This window comes from Cryobacterium sp. TMS1-13-1 (assembly GCF_004403125.1).
GTDB lineage: Bacteria > Actinomycetota > Actinomycetes > Actinomycetales > Microbacteriaceae > Cryobacterium > Cryobacterium levicorallinum.
The window spans coordinates 49036-72163 of record NZ_SOGX01000010.1 but is presented as its reverse complement, the minus strand read 5'-3'; the positions used below and the strand labels follow the sequence as shown (position 1 = coordinate 72163).

The following is a 23128-nucleotide window of genomic DNA, read 5'->3' as shown; positions in this document are numbered from 1 at the left end:
TTGCGGTTCAATTGACGTCCTGAAACACTGAACCGAACCACCAGCCGCTTCGTTGATAGCTGAAGCAGCGCCAACCTACCCGCTAATACGTTCCTCAAGGAGAATCATGGCCCCGGCAATCAACCTGTCCCGTCGAAGCATGATCCTGGTGGGGGGAAGCGCCGCCGCAGCGGTCGCCCTGGCTGCCTGTAGCAGCACCCCGGATACCGGTACCGCCTCCACGGACGCGTCCCCGACCGAGACCGAGAGCGCGACCGATCCGACCGGTTCAGCCACGGATCCCGGCGCGGAAACGGCACCCGCCGGGACCGAGGTCGCCAAACTGGCCGATATCCCGGTTGGCGGTGGCATCGCGGCCACCCTCGATGGTCAACCAATCCTGCTCGCCCAGCCGACGGAAGGCACGGTCGTCGCCTTCAGCGCGATCTGCACGCATCAAGGCTGCAAGGTGGAGCCCGCCGCCACCGAATTCGACTGCCCGTGCCACCAGTCGCGCTACGACCTCGCCACGGGTGACGTGCTCGGCGGCCCAGCACCACGTGCACTGGACCAGGTCACCGTCACTGTCGCTGGCGACACGGTTCTGGCCGGTTAACGATCCCGGCAGGCGCGGCGATCGATGGCCCGCGCTGGCTCAGCGGCGGGCAAACTCGATCGGGTCGTCGAGGTAGGGAGTCCAGGCGGCGCGTTCGGTATCGTTGATGCGGCGCGGGCGTTGGCTCGTCGCATCGACGAGCACGATGGTCGTGTTCGCCCGCGCATACAGTATCTCCGGCATGACCCCCTCAGGGCTGTACACCTCATAGCAAACGTCGAGGCTCGCGCCACCGAGCTTGCCGAGCCACAGCCGCACGTCGAGCGGCTGACGCAGGTAGGGCACCGGCGCCAGATACTCGATCTCCTGCCGGGCGATCAGCGTCAGGGTCGCCGCTCCCGGACGCCCGTCGAGCACGGCCGTGCTCGCGCCGATCGCCCCGTCGTCTTCGGTCACCCAGAAGGCCAGGATGCGCGCCTCTTCCAGCAGGCGCAGCATCTCGGAGTTGTTGACGTGACCGTAGGCGTCGAGGTCGGACCAGCGCAGACGGATCGGTACGTGCAGCTTCACTTGTTTGACTTTCTAATCGCGAGTGAGCTTGCGGTAGGCGGAACGGTGCGGCTTGGCCGCGTCGGGGCCGAGACGCTCGATCTTATTCTCTTCGTAGGACTCGAAGTTGCCCTCGAACCAGTACCAGTTGGCCGGGTTGTCGTCGGTTCCCTCATACGAGAGGATGTGCGTGGCCACCCGGTCCAGGAACCACCGGTCGTGGGTGATCACCACGGCGCACCCGGGGAACTCGAGCAGCGCGTTCTCGAGCGAACCAAGCGTTTCGACGTCGAGGTCGTTAGTGGGCTCGTCGAGGAGCAGCAGGTTTCCGCCCTGCTTCAGGGTGAGAGCCAGGTTCAGGCGGTTGCGCTCGCCACCGGAGAGGACGCCGGCCTTCTTCTGCTGGTCTGGGCCCTTGAAACCAAAGGTCGAGACGTAGGCGCGCGAGGGAATTTCGGTCTTGCCGACCTGAATGTAGTCCTGGCCGTCGGAGACGACCTCCCACAGGGTCTTGTTCGGATCTATGCCGCCACGGTCCTGGTCGACATAGGAAATGTTGACCGTGTCACCGATTTTCAGCTCGCCGCCGTCGAGCGGTTCCTTGCCGACGATGGTCTTGAACAGGGTGGTCTTTCCCACACCGTTCGGGCCGATGATGCCGACGATGCCGTTGCGCGGCAGGGTGAAGCTGAGATTGTCGATGAGCATGCGCCCGTCGAAGCCCTTTTCGAGCTTGGTCGCGTCGATGACCTGGGCACCGAGGCGCGGGCCGACCGGAATCACGATTTCTTCGAAGTCCAGCTTGCGGGTGCTCTCAGCGGCGGTGACCATCTCTTCGTAGCGGGCCAGACGGGCCTTCGACTTCACCTGACGGCCCTTGGCGTTGGAGCGCACCCACTCGAGCTCGTCGGCGAGACGGCGCGACAACTTTGCATCCTTCTTGCCCTGCACGAGCAGTCGTTCCTGCTTCTTTTCGAGGTAGGTGGAGTAATTGCCCTCGTAGGGGTAAAGGTGTCCGCGGTCGATTTCGGCGATCCACTCGGCAACATGGTCGAGGAAGTACCGGTCGTGGGTGACGGCGATCACGGCGCCGGGATATTTGGCGAGGTGTTGCTCGAGCCAGAGGACACTCTCGGCATCGAGGTGGTTAGTGGGCTCATCGAGCAGCAACAGGTCGGGCTTCTGCAGCAGCAGCTTGGTCAGCGCTACGCGGCGCTTCTCACCACCGGAGAGGTTGGCGACCTCGGAGTCGCCCGGCGGGGTGCGCAGGGCATCCATGGCCTGCTCGAGCTGGGAATCGAGGTCCCAGGCATCCGCTGCATCGATCGCTTCCTGCAGAATGCCCATTTCGGCGAGCAGGGTGTCGAAGTCGGCGTCGGGTTCGCCAAGAGCGAGGCTGATCTCATTGAACCGGTCGACCTTGGCCTTGATCGGCCCGACGCCCTCCTGCACGTTTTCGAGCACGGTCTTGCTCTCATCGAGCTGCGGTTCCTGCATCAGGATGCCGACGGTGTAGCCCGGGGAGAGTCGCGCCTCGCCGTTGCTGGGGGTATCCAGACCCGCCATGATCTTGAGAATGGTGGACTTTCCGGCGCCGTTCGGGCCGACCACACCAATCTTGGCACCGGGGAAAAAGGACATGGTGACGTCGTCAAGAATCAGCTTTTCACCGATCGCCTTGCGAGCGCGGACCATTGAGTAAATAAATTCGGCCATAATACCTACCAGTCTATTTGTCGACTGGACCCAACCAGACACAAACCGGTCGAGAGGATCGGCGCGACCACGCTGTGGAAGCCGTCGCTGGCCGGGCCGATTTGACCGATCAGGCATTCGCCGGCGAAGCGCACGGAGAATTGTACGGAGTCGGCGACGAGATCGGCCTGGGTGCGGTCGAAGCTCACTTCCATCGCGCTGCGGTCGAACCCGCCGGCGACGAGGGCGTCGATGTAGGCACGGCCGTCAGCAGCGGGGTCGGCCTTGGTTACCGCCGCGGCCAGAAAGTTGAAGTAGACCAGATTCTCCCCGGCGGTTCCAGTCGGTATCAGCGCCGGGTCGGGCGCTGGAGTGGCCGAGGAATCCGGTGTCGCCGACGTAGTGGGAACGGCGGTGGTCGCGGCGGGCTCTGCGGGGACACCGGTACACGCGGCGAGGCTGACGCCGAGGAGCAGCACAGCGCCCACCGCGGCCACGGTAGACAGAAAGAACCGCGAGCGGCCGGCGCGCCGACCGGCCGTAGTCACGACGAACTGATCCTGCGGTTGTGGTTCTGCCACGCTCACGTATTGCCTCCCCCGGTCCACACGCGTGGACGATGTTACGAGTCTAAACGCGCGTAGGCATCCACATCCGCGTCGGTGTCGATCGGTACAAAGCCGTCTCCGGCAGGATCGTTCTGCCCGCGCTCCGCCTCGAACGCGCTGGCCGATTCCTCCGATTCAGGGAATTCCACCGGGTCCGGCTCAGCCTTATCGGTGCTGGTACGCGAGGGTGCCGCAGAGCGCACCGGCGTCGTGGTGTACCAGGTGAGGTCGTGGCCGACAGAGTCAGCAATGATCTCCACGGAAGTTCCGGATTTCTCGGCGTTGGTCCATTTGCGAACGACCAGCCGTCCGGAGACGACAATGTGCTCGCCTTTTTTCAGCGACTTGCCCGCATTCGTGGCCAGCTGGCGAAAGGTCTTGACGGAATACCAGCAGCTTTCGTCGACGATCCATTCGTCTTTGGCCTGGTCATGGTGGCTCTGACGGGAGGCTAGCCGAAAGGAAGTGATCGGGGTCCCGTTTTTGCCGAAAATCACACTGGGATCGGTGCCGATGACTCCGGATATCGTGATGTGGTCGCTCATGGTTTCTCCCGGCACGGTTGTCGCGAAGACGCTCGCTGGGCGCTCGACAAAGAGTGAGCGCACACGGCCCGGGAACAACAACTCGTGCCAGTCTTCGTCGTTCCCGGGTCGCACACTGTGAGTGTGCCGCCCCCATGGGCTGCGACGGATCGATTCAAGCGAATCAGTGGAGAATCCCGCCGACAAGCCGTTGTGGAGAAGAAACTAGCCGACGAGGTACTCGGAGTACGACTTGCGAATTTTGTTGACCTTCGGCACGGCAACGGCCATGCAGTAGCCCTGCCCGGGGTTCTTGTTGAAGAAGTCCTGGTGGTAATCCTCGGCATCGTGGTAGTCGCCGAGCGGTTCGATTGTGGTGGTGATGCCGGCGCCCCACCACTCGCTCGCCCGATCGCGGGCCGTCTCAAACAGCCGCTTCTGCTCATCGTCGGTGTAGAACATGGCCGACCGGTATTGGGTCCCGATATCGTTGCCCTGCCGGTTGAGCTGGGTCGGGTCGTGCAGTGTGAAGAACACGTCAAGGATGACGCTGGCCGGAATGACCTTCGGGTCGAAGGTGACCGCTACGGCCTCGGCGTGGCCGGTACGCCCGGTACAGACCGCTTCATAGTTCGGGTCGGCGGTGGTGCCGCCGGTATACCCCGACACGACCTCACTCACACCGCGTAAGACCCGATAGACAGCATCGAGACACCAGAAACATCCACCTGCGATCACAAAAGTTTGCACTCCTCTACCCTAACTCGTCCGGCGTCGCCGCTGCCGAATGCTGCGTCAGCAGCGCCGACTGTTCGCCGAAAGCGGATGTCGGTGGTCGCCCATACGGTGGAGGAAACAACCGCGGCCGGCCGAAGCAGAAGGAGCAATCATGACCACTCTCATCGCACCGATCGCCCGCATTCGTGGCCGTGAATTCATCCCCGTGCGGGAGAGACTGTGGCGCGTCGTCGACCCCCTTGGCGCTGTCATCGGCTATCTCGAATGCCACGCCGGCATCGACGGTGAGCGGTACAGCGCCCGCAGAATAGTCTTCGCCATGCGCACGCGCGATCTCGGTGTGTTCTGCCGCATCGAAGACGCCATCGATTGTTTCCGCTAGTGCTCAAATTGGTGCCGCGCTGCACCCATTGGTCCCAATTGCGTGGGGGCACGCCGAGGCTGGTCCCGCAGAACAGAAACTGCGCGGATAAAATCCTCGACATGGAATGGTGGAATAGCTTCGTAACCTGGCTCACAGACGTCAGCACAAAACCGGTGGTTTTCAGTGCAATCGTCTTCATTGGTGCGATTGTCATCGCCAGCGTGCTGGCGGCGTTGATCTCCCGGGGGGCCGTCAAGCGGCTCCTCACTCAGCGGGATCGGGAGATTAAGGTGGCCGCGATCGCCGCTCTCATCGATGCCGCCACCGAGGCATCCGTTTGGAATTCACTGACCCCGCAGGAGCAGGTCATGAGCGACCGTGCGGTCGGACAGGCCGACATTCAGGTTCGACTGCTGCCGATCCGCGGTTCGGGCATCGCCGCGAACTGGGCCGCCCACGAGTTGTATGAGCTCAAGCGCACCTCGGCCACATTCGGGTACCAGCTGGAACCGGCCTTGGTCGAGTTTCGCGACCGTCTGGTGGAGTGGCAGAACAAGCCCGGGCGTGCCCGCAAAATCTTCCAGGGCGATCTCGATCGTTGGAAGGCCCAGAATTCCGGCGCCGAGAAGAACCTGCTGGCCGAGCAGGAAGCCTGGGTTGCCCAGCAGCACCACGACCAGCACAGCGCGGCAGAGTCCGCCCCCGCATCGGTGCGAGCTGCACCGCTCACTCCTGCGGCGGTCAACCGTGCGCCGGCAGCCACTTCGACGGCGGCTACGGCCGACGCATCAACGGAGACCCAGCGTCTGCTCGACGACGTGAACAAGCTCGAGGTGCGCAGCACAGACCCGCTCACGCGTTCGTCCTCCGCACCGACCAGCTAGGTCAATCAGCACCACCTGAACGAGCCGGTCGGCGCTCTCGCAGCACTGACCGGCTCGTTTTTTCGTAGCGCTGGGGCGCTTACTGCCACCAGTCGTCAAACAACGAAGCTGGCACCCGCCGCTTATGCTCCGTGCTCAGGAAGCGTGCTTCGATTGCCTCGGCCACTTCGTCCTCGACCGGAAGCCCCTCGAGAAAATCGTCGATGTGCTCGTATTGCAGCCCCAGATTGGCTTCGTCGGTCTGGCCGGGCGTGTGGTCGAGTAGATCAGCGGTCGGGTCCTTCAAATAGAGCTGTTCGGGGGCGCCGAGCTCCATCAACAGGGCCCGGCCCTGGCGCTTGGTCAGGCCGGTCAGCGGCAGAATATCGGTGCCGCCGTCGCCGTACTTGGTGAAGAATCCGGTGACCGCTTCGGCTGCATGGTCGGTCCCGACCACGAGCAGGCCGAGCTGGCCGGCGAGCGCATACTGCGCGATCATGCGGGAGCGCGCCTTGACATTCCCCTTGGTGAAGTCGGTCATCGCCACGTCGAGGCTTGCGAGAAACTCGGTTTCGAAACCCTCGACGGCGAGTTCGATATTGAAGACGGCCTGCGATTGCGGGCGGATGAATTCCAACGCGAGTTGGGCATCCGCTTCATCGCGCTGCACCGCGTATGGCAGGCGCACAGCGACAAAGGTTGCCGGATGCCCCTCGGCGACGAGTTCATCGATGGCGAGCGCGCACATCCGGCCGGCGAGGGTGGAGTCCTGACCGCCGCTAATGCCGAGCGCCAGGCCCGCAGCGCCGGTGCGCTTGAGGTAGTCCTTGAGAAATTTCACCCGGCGGCCAATCTCGGCGGCCGGGTCGATGGTGGGTGAGACGTTGAGTTCCGCGATGATTCGCGCCTGGAGTTCTCGCATACTTGAATCTAGCAATCCTCGAGAATTCGTGCTGCCGCAGCACCCGGACGGCAGACGAAGCCTTGGCCTTCACGTCGATTCGCGCCACACTGGGAGCCGCTCGTCTCCAGAGTCAACGACAAGAGTCAGTCGGATATGACACAACGAACAGAAGCACCGCTGGCGCTGATGATATTGGGCCTGGTCTTCTTTGGCCTCGGAGTGTGGAGTGCCGTCAGCGGCGACAACGTGTTCTATGCGGTCGGAATGCTGGGGCTCGGTGCAGCCCAGACAATATAAAACGGCCGAATGTGCATTCAGCAGAAACGCGCTCGCACCTGATTGCGCCGTTCGCTCCCGTGTGGTGCCCCGGTAGGAATCGAACCTACGACAATCGGATTGCGGCGGACCCTTTTTGGACGAGCGACTCTCATCGCGAGATCTCGTCCGATCTCGATCTGATCAGGTGTTCCCTGTGATATCTGCTGCAATTCTATCGCAATACCTCGGCCCATCTCGGCTGGTCTCGACGCAATAAACGTTGAATAAACGTGCGCGCATCAAGTCCTCATGCTTGGTCCCAAACCCACCCAGTCGACATACGATACCGAGCGCGCGTCGAACTCCTGGTCTCGGGCTGCACACCTGATGTGGTGACCGGCTGTGACTATCCCCGCGCTTCCGCACAACGGTCGCGACCGCGCTTGACCGATCTGGGCAGGCGTCCAGGGAGATCGCGAAATCCGCCTACATCCAGATGTGGCAAGCCAAAGGCCAGTTACCCGACGGACGGTCGATGAATCCGTTCGTCTACCGCATCCGCACGAGCTTGGAAAGACATCGCAACGCGCTGCTTCGCGACGCGGGCAACACTCCGAGCATCATCGATTGTCAGCCTGTTCGTGGGCACGCGCCCAAAGACCTCCTGCATCGCAAGCTGCACGACCAGTGACTCGACGGGCACACGAGGCTTTCCCCGATGAGTCCTAGCCAGGTAATCGATCTCCGCGTCGACGCGAAACCGTGCACTGTTGCGGTGCGCATGAGTCACGACCGTTCTTATGAGTCGCTCGAACTGCTGCTGCCGCTCTTCGCGCCGAACCATGGCCTTCGTGGCACGAACGGCCGCTGTGACGTCGCGGCCCGTCAGGAGATCGACCCGGCGCATCCGCTCGGCGACTATCTCGACGGCACGGGCGTAGACGATGGTCTCCACCGGCACTGGCGGGAGACCCAAGCGCGCCCTGGTCTCCACGTAGGCGTCGGCGAACTCGCGTATGCTGGCACCGTTCTGGAGCATGTGCTCGGTCAGCGACTCGGCGAACACTGTGAACTGCCGCAGATGCTCCGGCCGGGACGGGTCATTGAAATACGCGTCGGCTTCACGCTCATTGGCCCGACGCTCAGCCGCGGTCGTCGCGTGCAGAAGCTTCGGCGGCAGGCAGGCCGGCCCGACTCAGGCTGCGCTTGAGACGTCTCGCGGCTGCGTGCGCCTCCAGCTCGGACTGGTAGATCTCCGGGTCGCTGCGACGATTGCGCTGCAACTCGGCCCGGCGCTCCTTGTTGCGGTCGGCCCACTGCCGGGTGATCTGCTTCGTGTGCTCCGGGTCAGCATCCCGCCTGGCCGCAGCCCGCGCATTCACCTCAGCGCGATGAGCCTCGTAGTAGCGGTTGTAGTACTCGCGTACCTTCTCGCGATTCTCCGCCACCCACCGCTGCTGATACTCACGCTTGCGCTCGGGGTGCTCCACCCGCCAGCGCAGCGCTTCGCCCGCTCCCTCCCCCGCGCCTCCGCCTCGCGATGCCGACGGGCCGCGGCCCGACGCATCGAATCCCGATTGAGCTCCCGGGCCCGGTCGAGATGGTTCGCCCGCCAGAGACGATTCAGCTCTCGGATCCGGTCGCGGTTTGCCGCCACATACTGGCGCCGCTTCTCCGCCGCTTCATCAAGAGACGGATGCTCCGCCAGCGCCTTCCGCGCCGCGTCACCTTCCTCAGATGGACCGTTCATGACTATTCAGCAGGCGGCGGAGCCAGCTCAATGACCAGGGCAAGGAGTTCCGAGCGATGTGCCGTCGGATTCGTGATCACACGCCCGATCGCGACCCGAAGCCGTTCGGCGTCCTCGTCAGCAATCCCGACGACGGGCTCCAGGCAGTACGCGATGTCGTTCTGCAGGTTGGGGCTGTCATCATCGACCGCGTTCCCCGGATAGTAGAACAGCGCAGCGAGCGCGGTGCGGCTGATCAGGTCGTCGAAATGCTCCTGCGGGATCGTCATAGTGAAGCCTCCTGTGCGCGGACTTGTGTGAGCCAATCATGCCGCTACCAGGAGGTACGCCGGCTGTGACGTGGCGTCAGCTGCGTCTCGACAGGAGCATTGGCTCACCGAAGCGCTTGTCGCCGTCAGCGAGCAGCGCCCGCGTCAAGCGACGCCGCGCCAGGGCTTCACGAACGCGCACCGCGATCAACTTCAGCAGGCTGATGGGCCCGATCAAAACAAACTTGAGTGTGTTCCACAGAAAAAGCAACACGAGCAGGTTCAGCCAGCCCGCACCACCGGCTTCAATCTGGGCTCGGCAATAGGCAGCAGCGATCGCATACGGAACGGCAAGCAGCATCGCTGGCACCCCCATTTCAGCCCGCGCTGTGCGTTGATGGCGTCGATCACGATGGTGGTCGGCATGAACCGGCGCGAGAAGAAATAGCTGCGGGCCGTGGCGGCCAGGATGAATTCGAACATGGCGCGACCTCTCAGATGTTCGGCAACAAGAACCTGAAGGGACTCAAAGTCATGCCATCGCAACGGGCGACGGCGCGTTATAGAGGTTGCCAAGAAATATTTTAGATCCGGATGCCTGCAGGTGGAAGACCTGCGATGACAGTTAGTCCGCGTGCATCGAAGGCGTGACCATCAGCCAGTCGCTGGGCCTCAGCGAGCGCGGCGTGTGCCCGCGATGCGTCGAGCTTCTGGGCCGTCGATTCCGGTACCACGCCGAGCGGCTTCGCGCCGATGATGGCGTACCTGTCTCGGTAGGCCGCGACGGCGCATCCGTTTTGGTGCCACGTGGCGGCGGCCGAACCGAGCGCCACCCGTGGTGCAGTCAAAAGAGCAGCACGCTCAAGCAGCCGAGCCTCTGCCGCGAGCAACTCACTCGAGGTAAACACGATGGAATGCCTCGGTCGGAACACCGACGTCCCGTCCTCCCTCTGAAACTCCAGAGGGCTCACCGCCAGCTCTGGTGGCGTGAGGCGCAGGGACGCGCGCTCGGCAGCATCCACTATGAGGCCGACGACGGCTTCCCGATCGGAGGCCGACGCGAACCGGTACGGCATCGTTTGGCGCGCGGCCTCCGCCGTGAGATTCCAGTGCCGCCAGGTGGCGCGCTTCTCGCTGACGGCCGTCATCACGCTCAAGCCGAGCGCATCCACAGCCTCGTGCGGCAGGTCCTCTTCGCGAAGTATCACCGGTGACGACGTAAGACCCGCCAACGTCGAAACGTCGTGCCCGAGAACGCGGGCAGCGCGTTCGCGCCACGCCGCCGTGAGGTCCGCCAGCGAGTGCACCTGCTTCGCGGGCCGGGTGGCGAGCGTGGCCTGCGCGCGCAGCTTCATGATCGTCACCAGCGTCGGACGCCGCCCATGACTGGTCACATACTCCTCGATCAGCCGGTCGGTCTCGACATCGATGTGCCGAGCCCGGGTCGAGAATTCCGCGACGAGCGCCTCAGGCACGCCCGTCAGAGCCCACGCCGGGTGGCGATCGCGCCCTCGCTCCCGCGTCTGCCACTGCACACCGAGCGTTCGCGTGAGCTCGTCGGCGAACAAGGATTCGTGCAGTTCGGAGAACGCCACCACGGCCTCGTGCATCGGCCGCCCATCGAGCGAGCGCCACTTGCCGTCGAGCACGGTCTGCACTTTGTACGTGCGCGTCGGCCAGCCGCACTTCCGTCACGAATACAGCGGCAGCTTCACCGCGCTCGAGCCGACGTTCCACGACCTCGTCGCCTACCGCGCCACCGCCGAACGGGCTCTTAACCGACTCGCCAAAGGTGACAGCTTTGTCGCAGAAGGGTATGTGCGCACCTTCCAGGTCGAGCGCGACGGCGAAGTCATTCAACGCGAAGAGTTCGTTGCCAAGAAGATCGGCCATGATCTCGCGCGCCCTAACTATCAGGTCACGAGAAGCAATCGCTCGGCTCCGGGCAGCGAACAGGACGCTGCGGCAACGCAGACGGCAATCGTCAGCGAGACGGAAGCTGCTCACGCCAGCTCGGGGTGGTGAAGCAGCGATGGCAGAGTCCTTGGTCGAGTGGGCATCCGGTGAACACGACGACGCGTTCGGAGCAAGCTCGTTGGAAGATCTCGACGGACCGCTCACTGCGGAGCCGCCGCATCCGATCAACTGGAACCTCCTCAGCGCCGACGACGCCGAGGCCGAAAGGATCGAACTCAACCGCTGGGTAAACTGGCTGCGACGCACCTACGGCCTGCCGGCATCCGTTGTGCCGCCGTTCTGGCATCGACACCCCAAACTCGTCTGGGAACTCTCCGCGCTGCACCTCCACTGGCTCGGCGCCTACGACCCCGACCAGCACGGATCCGCCCCGCTCGGCTGGCACCGTGACTTCGCAGATGCCCGCCAGCGACTTCGCGAATGGGTCGCGATCTCGGGGACGCGGCTGGATCGGGATCGTTCGACTCGGCAGACGTCATGGCCAGGCGAAGCGCCCGCCGACGCCGTGGAGGACGTTGTCATTGACGATCGCGACGAGGACTTCATGCAGTGCGTCGTCGACGATGTCGCGCGTCGCCGCGATGTCGAGGCATCGTTCTACTCTCGCGCTGAATCTAGTTGATATCGCCAAGCCTTGGCTTTTGCGAAGGCCGCAAAAGGAGTTGCTTCGCTGTCGCAGTTGAAGCTCCCTAGCGAGAATGTTCAAAGGGCGGGGTAAACGCGACATCCTCGGGCTAGTAACCCGCAGAACCCAGTATCCACGCGGACGTGCCCGCTCAGCGTCCCCTTTGCGGGACCTCGTTTATCCGGCGGCGGCGGCAGTCGCTCTGGCTCCTTGGCAGGTCCTTAGACGAATAGGACCCAGGGCGCATACCGTGCCCCGCAGCGTGACGTTTCCCCCTATCGAGTTCCGGTGCGAACTGTAGATAGGTTTCCGAGAGCCGGAGTCGACGAAGCCACTTCGTTGAGGTGATTACCTTTTGGCATTGAGCTTCATCTTGGAGCAAACTCACCAAAAGTGTATGCTTGCAATCGTTGCGTGTTTGCAACTATTGCAAGAGATGAGGACTCACGTAATTCCTGTCAATGATTCTGATGCTCGCGCGGCGGACGCCGCGTTGACAGCTTCTCGTGCGTTGATGGGTGTGGTGGCTCGATCCGTCGCAGGCGTCCTGGAAATCGTGACTCTGCCCCAGTTTCGTGTTCTCGTGGTGTTGGACAACTCGGGGCCTCTGCGGATGGGCGTCTTGGGCGAAGCCATCGGCGTCCTCCCCTCCACGTTGAGCCGGGCAATCGATCGCATTGTCGAAGCCGGTTGGGTGAGGCGGACAACCCGACCAACCAGTCGACGGGAGGTACTCATTGAACTCACTCCAGCGGGACAAAACCTTGTCACTCATGCCCTCGAGCAGCGCCGAGACAATATTGCCGAAATCCTGTCCGTATTGTCACCCGACGAAAAGGCCGCAATTGTTTCTGCATTTGAACTCTTTGCCGGGGCCGCTGGGGAGACCTCGACGGAAGATTTGTTGATCCTTGGCATCTAGCCCGTAGAGGCTCCTCCAGGAGTTCAACCACCACGGGTGAGACCGAGACCCCGTGTAGGGCGTGCAAGCACGAGGCGCACTCGTCCCGTTTTTGCGTACTAGTCGATCTATGAGGTAGCGATAATTTCAGGTACTAATGTCAGTGTCCCCACGAGAACGCGAGGCAAGGCTCTCGGCGCATTTATGGGGCTTGTCGGGACGAGTGTGGTCGTCGGGATCCTTGTGACGGCGGGGATGACGCCGGTGGTCGCGTTGGCCGGCCTGAGTGCGGCGAACACCATCACGGTCTTTGATAGCCTGCCGGGGTATCTGGGAATCGAGCAGCTCTCGCAGAAGAGCAATATATATGCCACCCAGAGCGATGGCACCCGTGTGCTGCTTGCGTCGTTCTACGACCAGAACCGGGTCGAGGTCGAATCGGATGCCATCAGTCAATTTGTGAAGGATGCCGCGGTCTCCGGTGAAGATCCTCGCTTCTTTGAGCACAACGGTATCGATATTCAGGGCACGCTGCGCGCGGTTGTGAGCACCATGGTTAATGATTCGCTGCAGGGAGGATCATCGATCACCCAGCAGTATGTGAAAAACGTTCTTGTACAAAAGTGCGAGGTCATTGCCGAACAAGAGCAGAGCGACCTCTGCTACACGGCGGCCACGGAGATCACCGTCGAGCGCAAACTCAGGGAGATGCGCTTTGCGATCGCCGTGGAGAAGGAGTACGACAAGGTAGACATTCTTCGCCAGTACCTTAACATCACGGGCTTCGGCGGAACGGTCTACGGCATTGAGGCAGCGGCCAATCATTACTTCAACACGACAGCGTCGACGGTGACCCTGCCGCAGGCCGCAAGCCTAGTGGCGATCGTGAACAACCCGCGAAAGTTCCAGCTCGATATGCCGGACAATGTCACCAACGGTGCAGCCAACGGCTATGCCGCCAACAAGATGCGCCGCGATTATATTCTGGGGGAGATGCTCGCCGAGAAGAAGATCTCTGCGGCCCAGTACGAGGGAGCGGTCGCCACGGTGATCACCCCGGTCATCACGGCGCCCAGTACCGGCTGCGCGACGTCCGGTGCCAATGCCTACTTCTGCGACTACGTCGTACACGCACTGCAGACGGACCCCACTTTTGGTGAGGACGAAGAAACACGGATGCTCAATTTTCGCCGTGGTGGGTACGACGTCTACACCACGCTCGACCTGGACCTGCAGGGTGCGGCCGTGACCACCATGAACGAAAACATTCCCAAGATCTCCGACGCGGGAGACGTGGGTGCCGTCATTTCCAGCGTTCAGGTCGGCACCGGCCGGGTGCTCGCGATGACCCAGAACAAGGACTACAGCCAGGATCCGGCCGTGCTGAATTCCGGGGCCAACTACACCGCGATCAACTACAACACCGACCGTGCGGCTGGGGGCTCGAGCGGTTTCCAACCCGGTTCCACCTACAAGGTCTTCACGCTGGCCGAATGGTTGAACGAAGGGCATTCTCTCAACGAGCGCGTCGACTCTGCGCGCACGTCTCACTGGGGCGCATTTCAAGACAGTTGCCGGGGTCCGCAGCGTTACCCAGGGTGGAATCCCCGCAACGACTCATTGAGACAAACTGGTTCCAATTACAGCGCGCTCGAATCGACCATAAATTCCTACAACACGGGGTTCCTGGGCATGGCCAAAGAGCTGGACTTGTGTGGTATCCGCAAGACTGCGGAGGCTTTTGACGTGCACCGAGCTGACGGTGATCCGCTTCGCCAGGGTGCTAGTTCCGTGCTCGGCACCAACGAAGTCGCGCCCCTCACCATGGCCGTCGCCTTCGCAGGCATCGCCAACGACGGTGTGACCTGCACACCCGTCGTCATCGATCGAATCGTGGCCGCCGATGACACCGAACTGCCCGTTCCCCAGTCCGAGTGCAGCGCCTCGGTTGAACCCGCCATCGCGGGGGCCATGGCCTACGCGATGCAGCGCGTGATGAGTGAGGGCACCGCCCGCTCGTCGTACTACCGGACCAGTCCCCGTGTTCCGATGATCGGAAAAACCGGCACCACGGGTGGCGCGGCCGATACCTGGATGAGTGGCGCCAGCACCGAGGTGGCAACCGTGGCCGGTGTCGTGAGCGTCACGGGCTCCCTCGACCAACGCTCCATGTACTTTGACAGCGGATACGCCGCTACGGCCCGCCATCGGATGTGGCCTGACGTCATGTCCGTAGCCAATGCCAAATATGGTGGAGACGACTTTGTTGACGCCTCCCCCAGTGCCCTGCGCACGCTTCGCGCCGCCGTCCCTGACGTATGGGGCTTATCAATGGCAGAGGCACAAACGACTCTGGAATCCGCAGGATTCACCTACGCCGGCGGTGGAGAGACAGCCGCCAATCAACCCGAAGGAACACCGATACGTTCCGATCCGGCAGCCGGTACACGGGCGCAACTGGGCTCAACGGTCATTGTGTACTCCAGTACTGGGGTGCAGCCCACATTTCCAGACGTTGTCGGCATGACCGAAGAAGAGGCGCAGCAGGCGCTTGTCGACTACGACGTCCAAACACAGAACCAGACCGTTTCCGACCAAACTCTTGTTGGCACCGTCATTTCAATGTCTCCACCTGCCGGAGACACTTTGCCAGCCGGCGACTCAATCAGCATTGTGATCGGCCGCCAATAGCCTGGTTGCACTGATTTGGCTTGAAGCCGGCCGGCGAAGGTGAGATGCTCCTGCACAGACACATGTCAGCCGCGACCGCAGTGCCTTTCGTGATCATGCGGGGAGCCGGACAATTCAGGCAGTTCTCTCATGGCGTTGTCCCGTAGAAGGTTCCCCACGTGACACCCTGTCTGGGCCCGAGTATGGTTCAAACGTGGAGTTTGTCGAGGCAGATGGCGTCCAGATCGCCTACGAGCGGGTCGGTGAGGGGCCCCCCTTAGTCTTCGTCCATGGCGCGGCTGAGGACAGTCGCATCTGGCAACCGCAGCTTGCCGGCCTGGCCGACGAATTCACTGTCGTGGCGTGGGACGAGCCAGGGGCTGGCCGGTCCTCCGACCTTCCGAAGGGCTTCGGTTTAGCAGGCTTTGCGGACGGGCTCGCAAGGCTGATCGAAACGCTTGAGCTCGGGCCCGCGCACGTCGCAGGCCTGTCCTGGGGTGGCACTGTGGCGCTTGAGCTCTACCGCCGCCATCCTGGGCTCGTCGCGACCCTGATCATGATCGACACCTACGCCGGCTGGAAGGGATCGCTGCCCGCAGACGAGATACGCGCGCGGGTCGCACACGCCCGCCAGATGCTCGCCTCGCCGCAGGAGGACTTCGACCCCACGCTTCCCGGACTCTTCGCTGGCGATCCGCCTGTGAAGTTTGTGCCTCTGCTCGCCGCCATCGCAGCCGACGTCCGCCCCGCCACCCTCAGGTACCAACTTGACATCATGGCCGAGACCGACTTGAGCGACCTGCTGCCTCACATATCAGTCCCGGCGCTGCTGATCTGGGGACAATTTGATGCTCGCTCGCCGCTCAGCGTCGCCCGCCAGTTCGAGGAGGCGATCCCGGACACGACACTTGTCACGATCGAGGACGCAGGCCACATGAGCAGTCTCGAGCGGCCCGAACCGTTGAACAACGCCGTGCGCGAATTCTGTCGTGCCCACCCACCATCGCGTTTGGGGTAACGGGCGACCATCCCAGCGTCCTATCGGCCCGGACAGGCAGATCCGTGCGGCCAGCCCATACGAGCAGCCGCTGACACGATGCCTTGCCTGTGAGCCGTCCGCCAACGGGCAACCTGAACTGTCCCGCTGGGGGTTCCCCTTCGAGATGGGAAGTTTATCGCCGCCCACGATGCGGGCGATGAAGCGCGGATGACGGCCGCCATTGTCGTGTTGGAGGACACTCCGACCTGGCCGGCACTGGTAGCCACGGACGGCGGCGGTATCACTAAGTTGATGGCCGGATTCGTGGATGAAATGGCCGACGGCGACGCTGAGGTCGCGCAGGCCGCAGCACAATATGACGGCAACCCGGCATGGGACGGAATCGACCGTGATGCCCTCATCGCGGAGCTCTTCACCAAATACATCTTTGAGTCACTGTGAGCACCGTTGAGGGAATCGATGGACTCGTATTGGTGGACCAGGTCGCGCTGGCCGTGCCCCTTCAGGACGTCATGCGGGAACTGATCCCGGACCTCCTCGGCTATTTCTTGAACCGGTTAGATGATCGTGAGGATGCCGCCGACGCGGTAGCTGAGACGTTGCTCGTTCTGTGGCGAAAGGAGCGCGCGGTGCCGGCCAGCACCGAAGATACTCGACGATACGCATTCGGCGTGGCACGCAAGATTCTCCACACGACACGACGTGGTCGCCGCCGCCACACGGCCTTGGCCGACCGGCTACGCGTCGTCGTTCGTGAGGAGGTCATCCTCGGTCCTGAAGTCGACATCGAGCTTCGAACAGCACTCGGCAGCCTGACCGATCACGACCGCGAGCTGGTTTTGCTAGTTGCGTGGGAAGGATTCTCGGTCGCCGACGCCAGCCAAATCCTCGGCATCCGACCGGATTCCGCGCGAGCACGCTACTCGCGGGCACGCGCCCGACTCCGCGAAACACTCAGCGCGACACCATGACATCCCCGCGGGACCAGCCCCCGCTGCCGAGCCGACCCACGTCACCAAACCCGACTAACACTGCTGGGGACGGCTCAATTCGCCCGGATGACATCGACCTACCGACCACCATCTCCATCGTCATCGCGACATGGTGAGATGCATCGTACGATTCGTCGGGTAAGTCCTGACTACGCAGTACGGAGCGAACCAGCCTCGGCCCTGTCCAGCTGGAGGTTCCCGTGTGACACAGCGTCGGCGCACTCAGCCACCGGGTGCTTTGTCCCAAAAAACTGTGTCGCTCGACGTCCGTCAGCTGACACTTGGTGATGGTTTGGCCTCGGGCTCGCCATCTGCCAAAGCATCGTGCATGCGCACGGCGGCCGCATCGACGTCGACAGCATCCTCGGGCAGGGCTCCACGTTCACGTCGTGCTGGCGCAGCGCAGGCCGCGGAACGGGCCGATGCCACCGAGCGAGAGCGGTGGCTGGCCGAGGGCGTGCGTGGCGTGCTGGCGAAGCCCCTCGACCCGATGGGGCTGCCGCGTCTGGTGTCCGAGTCGCTGGGATGGGGACCGTGACCGACGCGGTCGACGGTTTCCTCGCCGAGATGTGGGAGCGGTACGGGTGTCTCGCCGACCAGCGCGTCGCGGCACTCGAGCGGTACGTCGAGGCCGGAGGTGGAGACCGCTCGGGCGATGTGCTGGCCGACGAGTCCGAGTCCGCCGCCCACAAGCTCGTCGGCGCGTTGGGCAGCTACCGCCGGCCCGGATCGGAGCAGGCCGCGGTTGTCGAGCGGCTGGTGCAGTCGCGCGCTCCGCTCGACGAGGTGGCTGCGGCCGTGCGCGAGCTACGCCGGCTCGTCGGCTGAGGCCCAGCGTCGGCGCAGCCTCAACGGCGGCTCCTGAGCTGGTTCATGACCCCAATGCCAGGGCCCACGGCGTCGGCCAGCCATTCCCTCGGTGCGCCAGTTCCCGACCAGCACTCACTCACCCGTTGGGACCCGCGGCCGAGTGTCAATGTGAATTTCGTAACAACGCTCAGTCCTGCCAGCATGTCGGTATGGCGACAGAGTCTATTCTCCCCGAGTTCAGCGACAGCCGGATTGGCGAGGTGGCCGAACGGCTCTCCGAAGCCGGCGTCGGCATCATCGTAGGAACGCTGGCGAACCCAGCCGGCATCTACCTGGCCAAGACCATCCCGGTTGATCGACTGGCGACGTTCGCTTCATCCGGTCTCGGCGCCCCGCCGGTGTGGAACATCTTCTGCATCGACGGCGGCATTGCATTCACACCCGACCTCGGCGTCGTCGGCGATATGAGACTGAGACTCGATCTCGACGCTCTCCGAATCCTCGATGGAGGTCTCGCTTGGGCTCCAACGGAGATCTTCGACCAGAACGGCGCACCACTCGCCATCGATCCGCGGGGGCGGCTTCGCCGCATCCAACACGACATCGAGGAAGCCGGGCTTGAGGCGCTCGTGGGGCACGAGATCGAGTTCACCATCACCGCCGCGGACGGAACCCCGCTCCCACGCGCGGGCTGGACACCGTACGGTCTCGGTCCGGTACTCGACCACGAGGCCTTCATCACCGAATTGCTCTCCGCCACCGCCGCCGCCGGTATCCCGCTCGAGCAACTACACGCCAAGTTCTTTGCCTCCACGGTCGAGTTCTCGCTGCCACCGGCCACACCACTTCAGGCGGCCGACGGGGTAGTGCTCGCCCGCCTGATCACTGGGAGGCTGGCGCGCAAACACAACCTGCGGGCATCTTTCTCGCCCTTCCCTATCAGCGGGGGCGGCGGGAATGCGGCGCACGTCCATTACTCGTTCAGCCGCAATGGGGAACCTCTCTTCTCCGGCGGCGACGGACCCCACGGCATGACCACCGATGGAGCGTCTTCCATCGCCGGGGTGATCGCCGCACTCCCCGGCATCCAGGGCGTTCTCGGCGGATCGATCCTCTCGGGGGCGCGGTTGCGGCCCCGACTCTTTTCGGGCGCATATGCCTGCTGGGGTCGGGAGAATCGCGGGGCGGCGGTTCGTTTCCTCGAAGCCACCCGCGGCAATCCGCAAGGCGCCAACGTCGAAGTCAAGATTGTCGATCCGTCGTCGAACCCCTACCTGACGACCGCGGTCATCCTCGGCGCCGCGCTCGAGGGCATCCGGTCATCGACGGCGCTTCCAGCGGAGGTCACCACGAATCCGGCCGACCAGACCGAAGAGCAGCAACTCGCCTCGGCGACGGTGCTGCTTCCCTCCGCTCTGGGAGCAACGCTCGACGCACTCGCCGCCTCCGAACTCGCTGCCCACATTCTCGGACCTCAGATCATCCAGGCCGTGCTTGCAGTTCGACGCTGGGAACTCGATCACTACGGGGCGGCCGACGCCGACCAACTGCCAGAGAAGTTCCGGTTCGCCTGGTCGATCTAATCACAGAGGGGGGGCGGAGGGTTCGGCTTCTGTAGCCGCGCTCGCCACATGGTCTGGAGGCGACAGTATGCTGGGGATTACATCAGCAAGCGCAGTGCCGCGCGAAGAGAGGTGCCTCATGATGAAGTCGTCGTTGACTGCGCTTGTGCGTCACGAGTTGGATCATGCCCGGCAGGTCAGCAGCGGCCGAAGTGCGAAGACCGTATACGGAGGCAGCGAACGCACGCTCCGCCAGACTGTGATCGCCTTGCGTGCGGGCGCCAAACTGGATGAGCATAAGAATCCCGGTGACGCGACCTTTTTCGTGCTGCACGGACGCGTCGTCCTCATCTCGGGTGAGAACTCCTGGAGTGGCTCACCGGGCGATCTGCTGATCGTGCCGGAGGGTCGACACGCACTCGAAGCAGTAGAAGACGCGGCGGTACTGTTCACGGTGGCAAAGACTCGGTGATGAGTTCCCCAAATCGATGACCCATAGGAGTTCGGGGGGCGCACGATCGAGAATGGGGTGCCTCAGGCGGCAGCCTGCGGCGGTAGTACAGCAATCAAGGGGTGATCCTTGGCAAATGTGCCCACCTTGGCGGCCCCGCCCGGGGAGCCGATGCCGTCGAAGAATTCGACGTTAGCCTTATAGTAATCGGCCCATTGCTCCGGCACGTCATCCTCGTAGTAGATCGCCTCGACTGGACATACCGGTTCACAGGCACCGCAGTCGATGCACTCATCGGGGTGGATGTACAGCATCCGTTCGCCCTCATAAATACAGTCGACCGGGCATTCTTCGATGCAGGCCCGATCTTTCACATCGACGCAGGGAAGAGCTATAACGTACGTCACAGTGGCGGGGCTCCCTTCACGAAGAGATGACTTTGAGCCTACGACAACCGGGTCATCAAATCCAGATCACGCTGTCGGGCCCGCTGGGGACGGGCCTGCAAACGGCACGGTTCAGTCTCGATCGCGAGCCGGGTTCGCGCTCCTCTCGTTCAGCCAGGCAATGAGTCCGCCCGCGAGCAGCATGTCGATCTGCCGCTGTGAGAAGTTCTGCCGGGCGGGGTAGTCCTCCTTGCGAGTCTCATTGTGCACGGTGATCTCGGTGCCGGCAGCCAGTTATGAGGGCCGCAGTTTCAGTGGCATGACCAACGGCTACGACAAGGGGTTGGCGCTCGTCGCGTTCGGCGCAGCCTTGCCCTAGGTCCTCGCGTTGCAGGCACTTTCAGGACGAGTACTTTAGCCCCGTCCAGATTGCCCAAACAATCCGCTATCGGCACCGTGAAGAGTCCCGCAGAAGGTTCCTCTGCGACACAGCGTCGGCGAACTCGGACGCCGGGTAGTTTAGCCCCAGTCTTGGCGCGCTCGACGTCCGGCTTGCGGACGCCATTACTGGACTGGCTCGCTCGGTACGCTGAGACGGTGAGAGTCCATGCTTGACTTAATCGCCTGAACGCCAATCACCCTGGAGTCATAACGACTTCTATGGCCCGTGGGTTGTCCGTCAGGTGAGGTCAGGCGAAGCTCAACACACTCTTGACGTTGGGTGCGGAACCGGGAACCTTGTGGCTCGCCTGGTGCCGTGGGCAACCACGATCACGGGCTTGGAACCCCACAAAGCAACAGCGAAAATCACGACCGAACGATTCGCAGTCAATGGGGCCGTCACGATCCGACCGGAGCCCTTCGAACAACGAGACCCAAGCGATAGATACGGAACCATCACGCTCGTCGCCGTGCTGCACCATCTACGGCTTCAAGAAGTCCACGACGCGCACGTGTCGTTCCGGAGGGCATGACTGCTCCTACCGCACCCGCAAGCGAATCGCTCGCAGAGATTTCTGCTGAAGCTGCACGCTTCCTACCCGGCGCACGAATCCGTCGCTGGCTTTTCTGGCGGTACTCGTTGGTCTACGACGCGCCCCTCTGAGCGCTCGGTTCGCGTTCGGACACCCATTGGTTTGATCGGTCTATCGCGATGAAAGATTCAAATACCGCAAAGCCCGTCGACGTCACTGCCTGCCTAGCCAGTCTTGGACACTCTCATTGGTCGGTGCGGGCGTGCTGGGGGGACGAATGGTGTTTTTGAACATCGCAGCACCTCCGATTCTGTCCAGAGATTTGTCGATTCGGCTGAGGCTCGCGGAGTTCTTGCCGTCATGATCGAGTTCTAATGAAGACCTACTCCACTGAGTGAAGCTCAGTCGAAACGTCTCGTCGTATTTGACCGTTGTTCTTCTTGGCCGTCCTCTGCGCCAGCGCCAGCGATATCGCGCGTTCGCATCCCGATACGTCGCGTGGACCACATACTCCTGTGGGAATTCAGGATGGTCGACATACAAGAAGGCCGTATCAAGGGTATGCAAAATCCTTCTACCTGGAGCTAGGAGTTCGAGCTGCCAGGATGGAGAGAAGATGAAGTTTAGAGTCGCGGCGTCTTCAGCGTTCGTCGACATGAAATTCGGGGCAACGCGGAGGTTAACCTCTGCGGCGGCGGTGCGTGAGATGTTTCGAATCTCCACCTGCATGAGGCTTGAGCGAAAGACAAAATCCACAACGAGATAGGGCCTGGCCTGGTCCCATTGGGCATTGAAGAACGCTCGAAGTTGCACTAAAGCGAATATCGCCGCGATGCTGGCGACGACCAGAGTCCCGCCGGCAAAGAGGGCCGTCCACTCTTCGGGCGTAGGCGCTCCACTGTTGTTCCACCACGCATCACTCGACACCATCCCCATGGGATGACCCTAGCGAAATTGCCCTCTTAAAACTGTCCAGCGAGTTCCAATTGGTCGAACGATATAGCCGCAGCAGACCTAGTGAACTGCGCCATAAATTGAATGACGAAGTCGCGTGAGGGATGCACGGCCGTCGTGCCTCCAGTTCGCCCTATTCCTGATCCACCATTGGACTTATGGATCTACGGCGCAGGACACTAGTGACGCCGTTTGGCCTCGCTGAGAGAAGCCCTCCGGTGGGGGTTCGCCTTGCGGACAGGGTGATCCAAAGTTCACCAACGGATGAGCAGGGCAAGCCACCGCTAGCCTGAGTTAGGAGACGATCAAACCAGATATTCAAGCTGAAGCGGGACCGTTATGGCGGTGGATAGTACCGGCTGCTGTTATCGCTGCCTCTTCAATTATTCTTGTCTGGATAGTTGAAGCGCTTCCCATCATTTGCCCCGCGATTTACCCCGCGCCGCCAAGTTGCGCTCCCGGAGCGCGCCTTGGTGCCGCAATTGTCGGCAGCACCAGTCTCGTTGTCCTATTCGTGGCACTCATGGGGGTCGGTGCGACAACTCGAATCGGTCGCCGCGACAAAGCCTTGCGGACCCTTCTGATCGTGCTTCTCTTAGTTGCCGTTGCCGCGCCCTTATGGACGCTCAGCGGTTCGGGGTTTGCGCTCAGCTAGCACCCCGTCCACTGATGGTTGGCTTGCGGGTGCACGTAAGGCGCGCCGACGCTAGCGCTTGCCCTCGCGACCTGCGGTTTTACTCAAGTTGCGGCCATCGTCTAATCGAAGTGGTCGTGACTCGTGGTGAGCTCT

30 protein-coding genes are annotated in these 23128 nt (G+C 62.6%); 15 read left to right on the top strand and 15 right to left on the bottom strand.

Going from position 1 to position 23128, the window contains the following annotated elements; genetic code table 11:
* Positions 1-106 precede the first annotated feature (106 nt).
* Positions 107-595 (top strand): ubiquinol-cytochrome c reductase iron-sulfur subunit, encoded by a 489-nt coding sequence (locus E3T31_RS09650; protein ID WP_134468554.1) that lies wholly within the window; start codon positions 107-109, stop codon positions 593-595.
* 39 nt (positions 596-634) lie between these two features.
* On the opposite strand, the gene E3T31_RS09645 is transcribed toward E3T31_RS09650, so the two are convergent.
* From E3T31_RS09645 to msrA, 5 genes are all read right to left on the bottom strand, one after another.
* Complete coding sequence (locus tag E3T31_RS09645; protein WP_134468553.1) at positions 635-1105, bottom strand: thioesterase family protein; 471 nt, start codon at positions 1103-1105, stop codon at positions 635-637.
* A 12-nt stretch (positions 1106-1117) separates the two neighbouring features.
* The gene (gene ettA, locus E3T31_RS09640; RefSeq protein WP_134441430.1) at positions 1118-2800 is read right to left on the bottom strand and encodes an energy-dependent translational throttle protein EttA; all 1683 of its coding nucleotides are present in this window, start codon (positions 2798-2800) and stop codon (positions 1118-1120) included.
* Positions 2801-2805: 5 nt separating this feature from the next.
* Complete coding sequence (locus E3T31_RS09635) at positions 2806-3366, bottom strand: hypothetical protein (RefSeq protein ID WP_241977809.1); 561 nt, start codon at positions 3364-3366, stop codon at positions 2806-2808.
* A 35-nt stretch (positions 3367-3401) separates the two neighbouring features.
* Complete coding sequence (locus tag E3T31_RS09630) at positions 3402-3932, bottom strand: single-stranded DNA-binding protein (RefSeq protein WP_134468552.1); 531 nt, start codon at positions 3930-3932, stop codon at positions 3402-3404.
* A gap of 204 nt (positions 3933-4136) precedes the next feature.
* Positions 4137-4661, bottom strand: coding sequence for a peptide-methionine (S)-S-oxide reductase MsrA (gene msrA / locus E3T31_RS09625; protein WP_134468551.1), 525 nt, complete (start codon positions 4659-4661; stop codon positions 4137-4139).
* Positions 4662-4800: 139 nt separating this feature from the next.
* On the opposite strand from msrA, the gene E3T31_RS09620 reads away from it, so the two are divergent.
* Together E3T31_RS09620 and E3T31_RS09615 are read left to right on the top strand one after the other, a co-directional pair.
* Complete coding sequence (locus E3T31_RS09620) at positions 4801-5031, top strand: hypothetical protein (RefSeq protein WP_134468550.1); 231 nt, start codon at positions 4801-4803, stop codon at positions 5029-5031.
* A 101-nt stretch (positions 5032-5132) separates the two neighbouring features.
* On the top strand, positions 5133-5897 hold the full coding sequence (locus tag E3T31_RS09615; protein WP_174844870.1) for a hypothetical protein: 765 nt from the start codon (positions 5133-5135) through the stop codon (positions 5895-5897).
* A gap of 79 nt (positions 5898-5976) precedes the next feature.
* On the opposite strand, the gene nadE is transcribed toward E3T31_RS09615, so the two are convergent.
* Positions 5977-6798, bottom strand: coding sequence for an ammonia-dependent NAD(+) synthetase (nadE, locus tag E3T31_RS09610; RefSeq protein ID WP_134468549.1), 822 nt, complete (start codon positions 6796-6798; stop codon positions 5977-5979).
* Between the two features lie 135 nt (positions 6799-6933).
* Here nadE and E3T31_RS17785 point away from each other — a divergent pair, with 135 nt between their 5' ends.
* Positions 6934-7077: a hypothetical protein gene (locus E3T31_RS17785; protein ID WP_166788458.1), complete on the top strand. Its 144-nt coding sequence runs from the start codon at positions 6934-6936 to the stop codon at positions 7075-7077.
* 478 nt (positions 7078-7555) lie between these two features.
* Here the strand turns inward: E3T31_RS17785 and E3T31_RS09605 are convergent, their stop codons facing one another.
* The 6 genes from E3T31_RS09605 to E3T31_RS09585 form a co-directional block, all read right to left on the bottom strand.
* Complete coding sequence (locus E3T31_RS09605) at positions 7556-8104, bottom strand: hypothetical protein (protein WP_134468548.1); 549 nt, start codon at positions 8102-8104, stop codon at positions 7556-7558.
* 76 nt (positions 8105-8180) lie between these two features.
* A complete protein-coding gene (locus E3T31_RS09600) occupies positions 8181-8486 on the bottom strand; it encodes a hypothetical protein (protein WP_134468547.1) in 306 nt (101 codons plus the stop codon).
* Positions 8487-8790: 304 nt separating this feature from the next.
* Positions 8791-9057, bottom strand: a complete 267-nt coding sequence (locus E3T31_RS09595; RefSeq protein ID WP_134468546.1) for a hypothetical protein — start codon at positions 9055-9057, stop codon at positions 8791-8793.
* Positions 9058-9133: 76 nt separating this feature from the next.
* The gene (locus tag E3T31_RS09590) at positions 9134-9397 is read right to left on the bottom strand and encodes a hypothetical protein (RefSeq protein WP_370304438.1); all 264 of its coding nucleotides are present in this window, start codon (positions 9395-9397) and stop codon (positions 9134-9136) included.
* Entirely contained in the window at positions 9319-9519 is a 201-nt protein-coding gene (locus E3T31_RS18700; protein ID WP_370304436.1) for a hypothetical protein, read from the bottom strand. Before E3T31_RS18700 ends, E3T31_RS09590 begins: the two co-directional genes overlap by 79 nt.
* A 101-nt stretch (positions 9520-9620) precedes the next feature.
* On the bottom strand, positions 9621-10685 hold the full coding sequence (locus E3T31_RS09585; protein ID WP_370304434.1) for a relaxase domain-containing protein: 1065 nt from the start codon (positions 10683-10685) through the stop codon (positions 9621-9623).
* A gap of 16 nt (positions 10686-10701) precedes the next feature.
* On the opposite strand from E3T31_RS09585, the gene E3T31_RS09580 reads away from it, so the two are divergent.
* From E3T31_RS09580 to E3T31_RS09535, 10 genes are all read left to right on the top strand, one after another.
* Complete coding sequence (locus tag E3T31_RS09580) at positions 10702-11061, top strand: single-stranded DNA-binding protein (RefSeq protein WP_134468544.1); 360 nt, start codon at positions 10702-10704, stop codon at positions 11059-11061.
* Positions 11062-11068: 7 nt separating this feature from the next.
* On the top strand, positions 11069-11635 hold the full coding sequence (locus tag E3T31_RS09575; RefSeq protein WP_241977808.1) for a hypothetical protein: 567 nt from the start codon (positions 11069-11071) through the stop codon (positions 11633-11635).
* A gap of 400 nt (positions 11636-12035) precedes the next feature.
* Positions 12036-12560 carry a MarR family winged helix-turn-helix transcriptional regulator gene (locus E3T31_RS09570; RefSeq protein ID WP_092342381.1) on the top strand — a complete coding sequence of 175 codons (525 nt, stop codon included), beginning with the start codon at positions 12036-12038 and terminating at the stop codon, positions 12558-12560.
* A 204-nt stretch (positions 12561-12764) separates the two neighbouring features.
* Positions 12765-15230: a transglycosylase domain-containing protein gene (locus E3T31_RS09565; RefSeq protein WP_206750313.1), complete on the top strand. Its 2466-nt coding sequence runs from the start codon at positions 12765-12767 to the stop codon at positions 15228-15230.
* A 193-nt stretch (positions 15231-15423) separates the two neighbouring features.
* Complete coding sequence (locus E3T31_RS09560; protein ID WP_134468542.1) at positions 15424-16227, top strand: alpha/beta fold hydrolase; 804 nt, start codon at positions 15424-15426, stop codon at positions 16225-16227.
* Between the two features lie 189 nt (positions 16228-16416).
* Positions 16417-16650, top strand: coding sequence for a hypothetical protein (locus E3T31_RS09555; protein WP_134468541.1), 234 nt, complete (start codon positions 16417-16419; stop codon positions 16648-16650).
* Positions 16647-17180, top strand: a complete 534-nt coding sequence (locus E3T31_RS09550) for an RNA polymerase sigma factor (RefSeq protein WP_134468540.1) — start codon at positions 16647-16649, stop codon at positions 17178-17180. The genes E3T31_RS09555 and E3T31_RS09550 overlap by 4 nt, the downstream gene beginning before the upstream one ends.
* Positions 17181-17726: 546 nt before the next feature.
* Positions 17727-18029 carry a hypothetical protein gene (locus E3T31_RS09545; RefSeq protein WP_134468539.1) on the top strand — a complete coding sequence of 101 codons (303 nt, stop codon included), beginning with the start codon at positions 17727-17729 and terminating at the stop codon, positions 18027-18029.
* A 191-nt stretch (positions 18030-18220) separates the two neighbouring features.
* Complete coding sequence (locus tag E3T31_RS09540) at positions 18221-19594, top strand: glutamine synthetase (protein ID WP_134468538.1); 1374 nt, start codon at positions 18221-18223, stop codon at positions 19592-19594.
* 118 nt (positions 19595-19712) lie between these two features.
* Positions 19713-20045: a cupin domain-containing protein gene (locus E3T31_RS09535; RefSeq protein WP_134468537.1), complete on the top strand. Its 333-nt coding sequence runs from the start codon at positions 19713-19715 to the stop codon at positions 20043-20045.
* A 62-nt stretch (positions 20046-20107) separates the two neighbouring features.
* Here the strand turns inward: E3T31_RS09535 and fdxA are convergent, their stop codons facing one another.
* Both fdxA and E3T31_RS17780 read right to left on the bottom strand, forming a co-directional pair.
* The gene (fdxA, locus tag E3T31_RS09530) at positions 20108-20431 is read right to left on the bottom strand and encodes a ferredoxin (protein WP_134468536.1); all 324 of its coding nucleotides are present in this window, start codon (positions 20429-20431) and stop codon (positions 20108-20110) included.
* Between the two features lie 111 nt (positions 20432-20542).
* Positions 20543-20680 carry a hypothetical protein gene (locus tag E3T31_RS17780; RefSeq protein ID WP_166788456.1) on the bottom strand — a complete coding sequence of 46 codons (138 nt, stop codon included), beginning with the start codon at positions 20678-20680 and terminating at the stop codon, positions 20543-20545.
* Between the two features lie 413 nt (positions 20681-21093).
* Between E3T31_RS17780 and E3T31_RS18695 the strand changes: the two genes are divergently transcribed.
* A complete protein-coding gene (locus E3T31_RS18695) occupies positions 21094-21384 on the top strand; it encodes a class I SAM-dependent methyltransferase (protein ID WP_370304429.1) in 291 nt (96 codons plus the stop codon).
* A 213-nt stretch (positions 21385-21597) separates the two neighbouring features.
* Here E3T31_RS18695 and E3T31_RS09520 read toward each other — a convergent pair whose 3' ends face one another.
* The gene (locus tag E3T31_RS09520) at positions 21598-22320 is read right to left on the bottom strand and encodes a hypothetical protein (RefSeq protein ID WP_134468535.1); all 723 of its coding nucleotides are present in this window, start codon (positions 22318-22320) and stop codon (positions 21598-21600) included.
* Positions 22321-23128 lie beyond the last annotated feature (808 nt).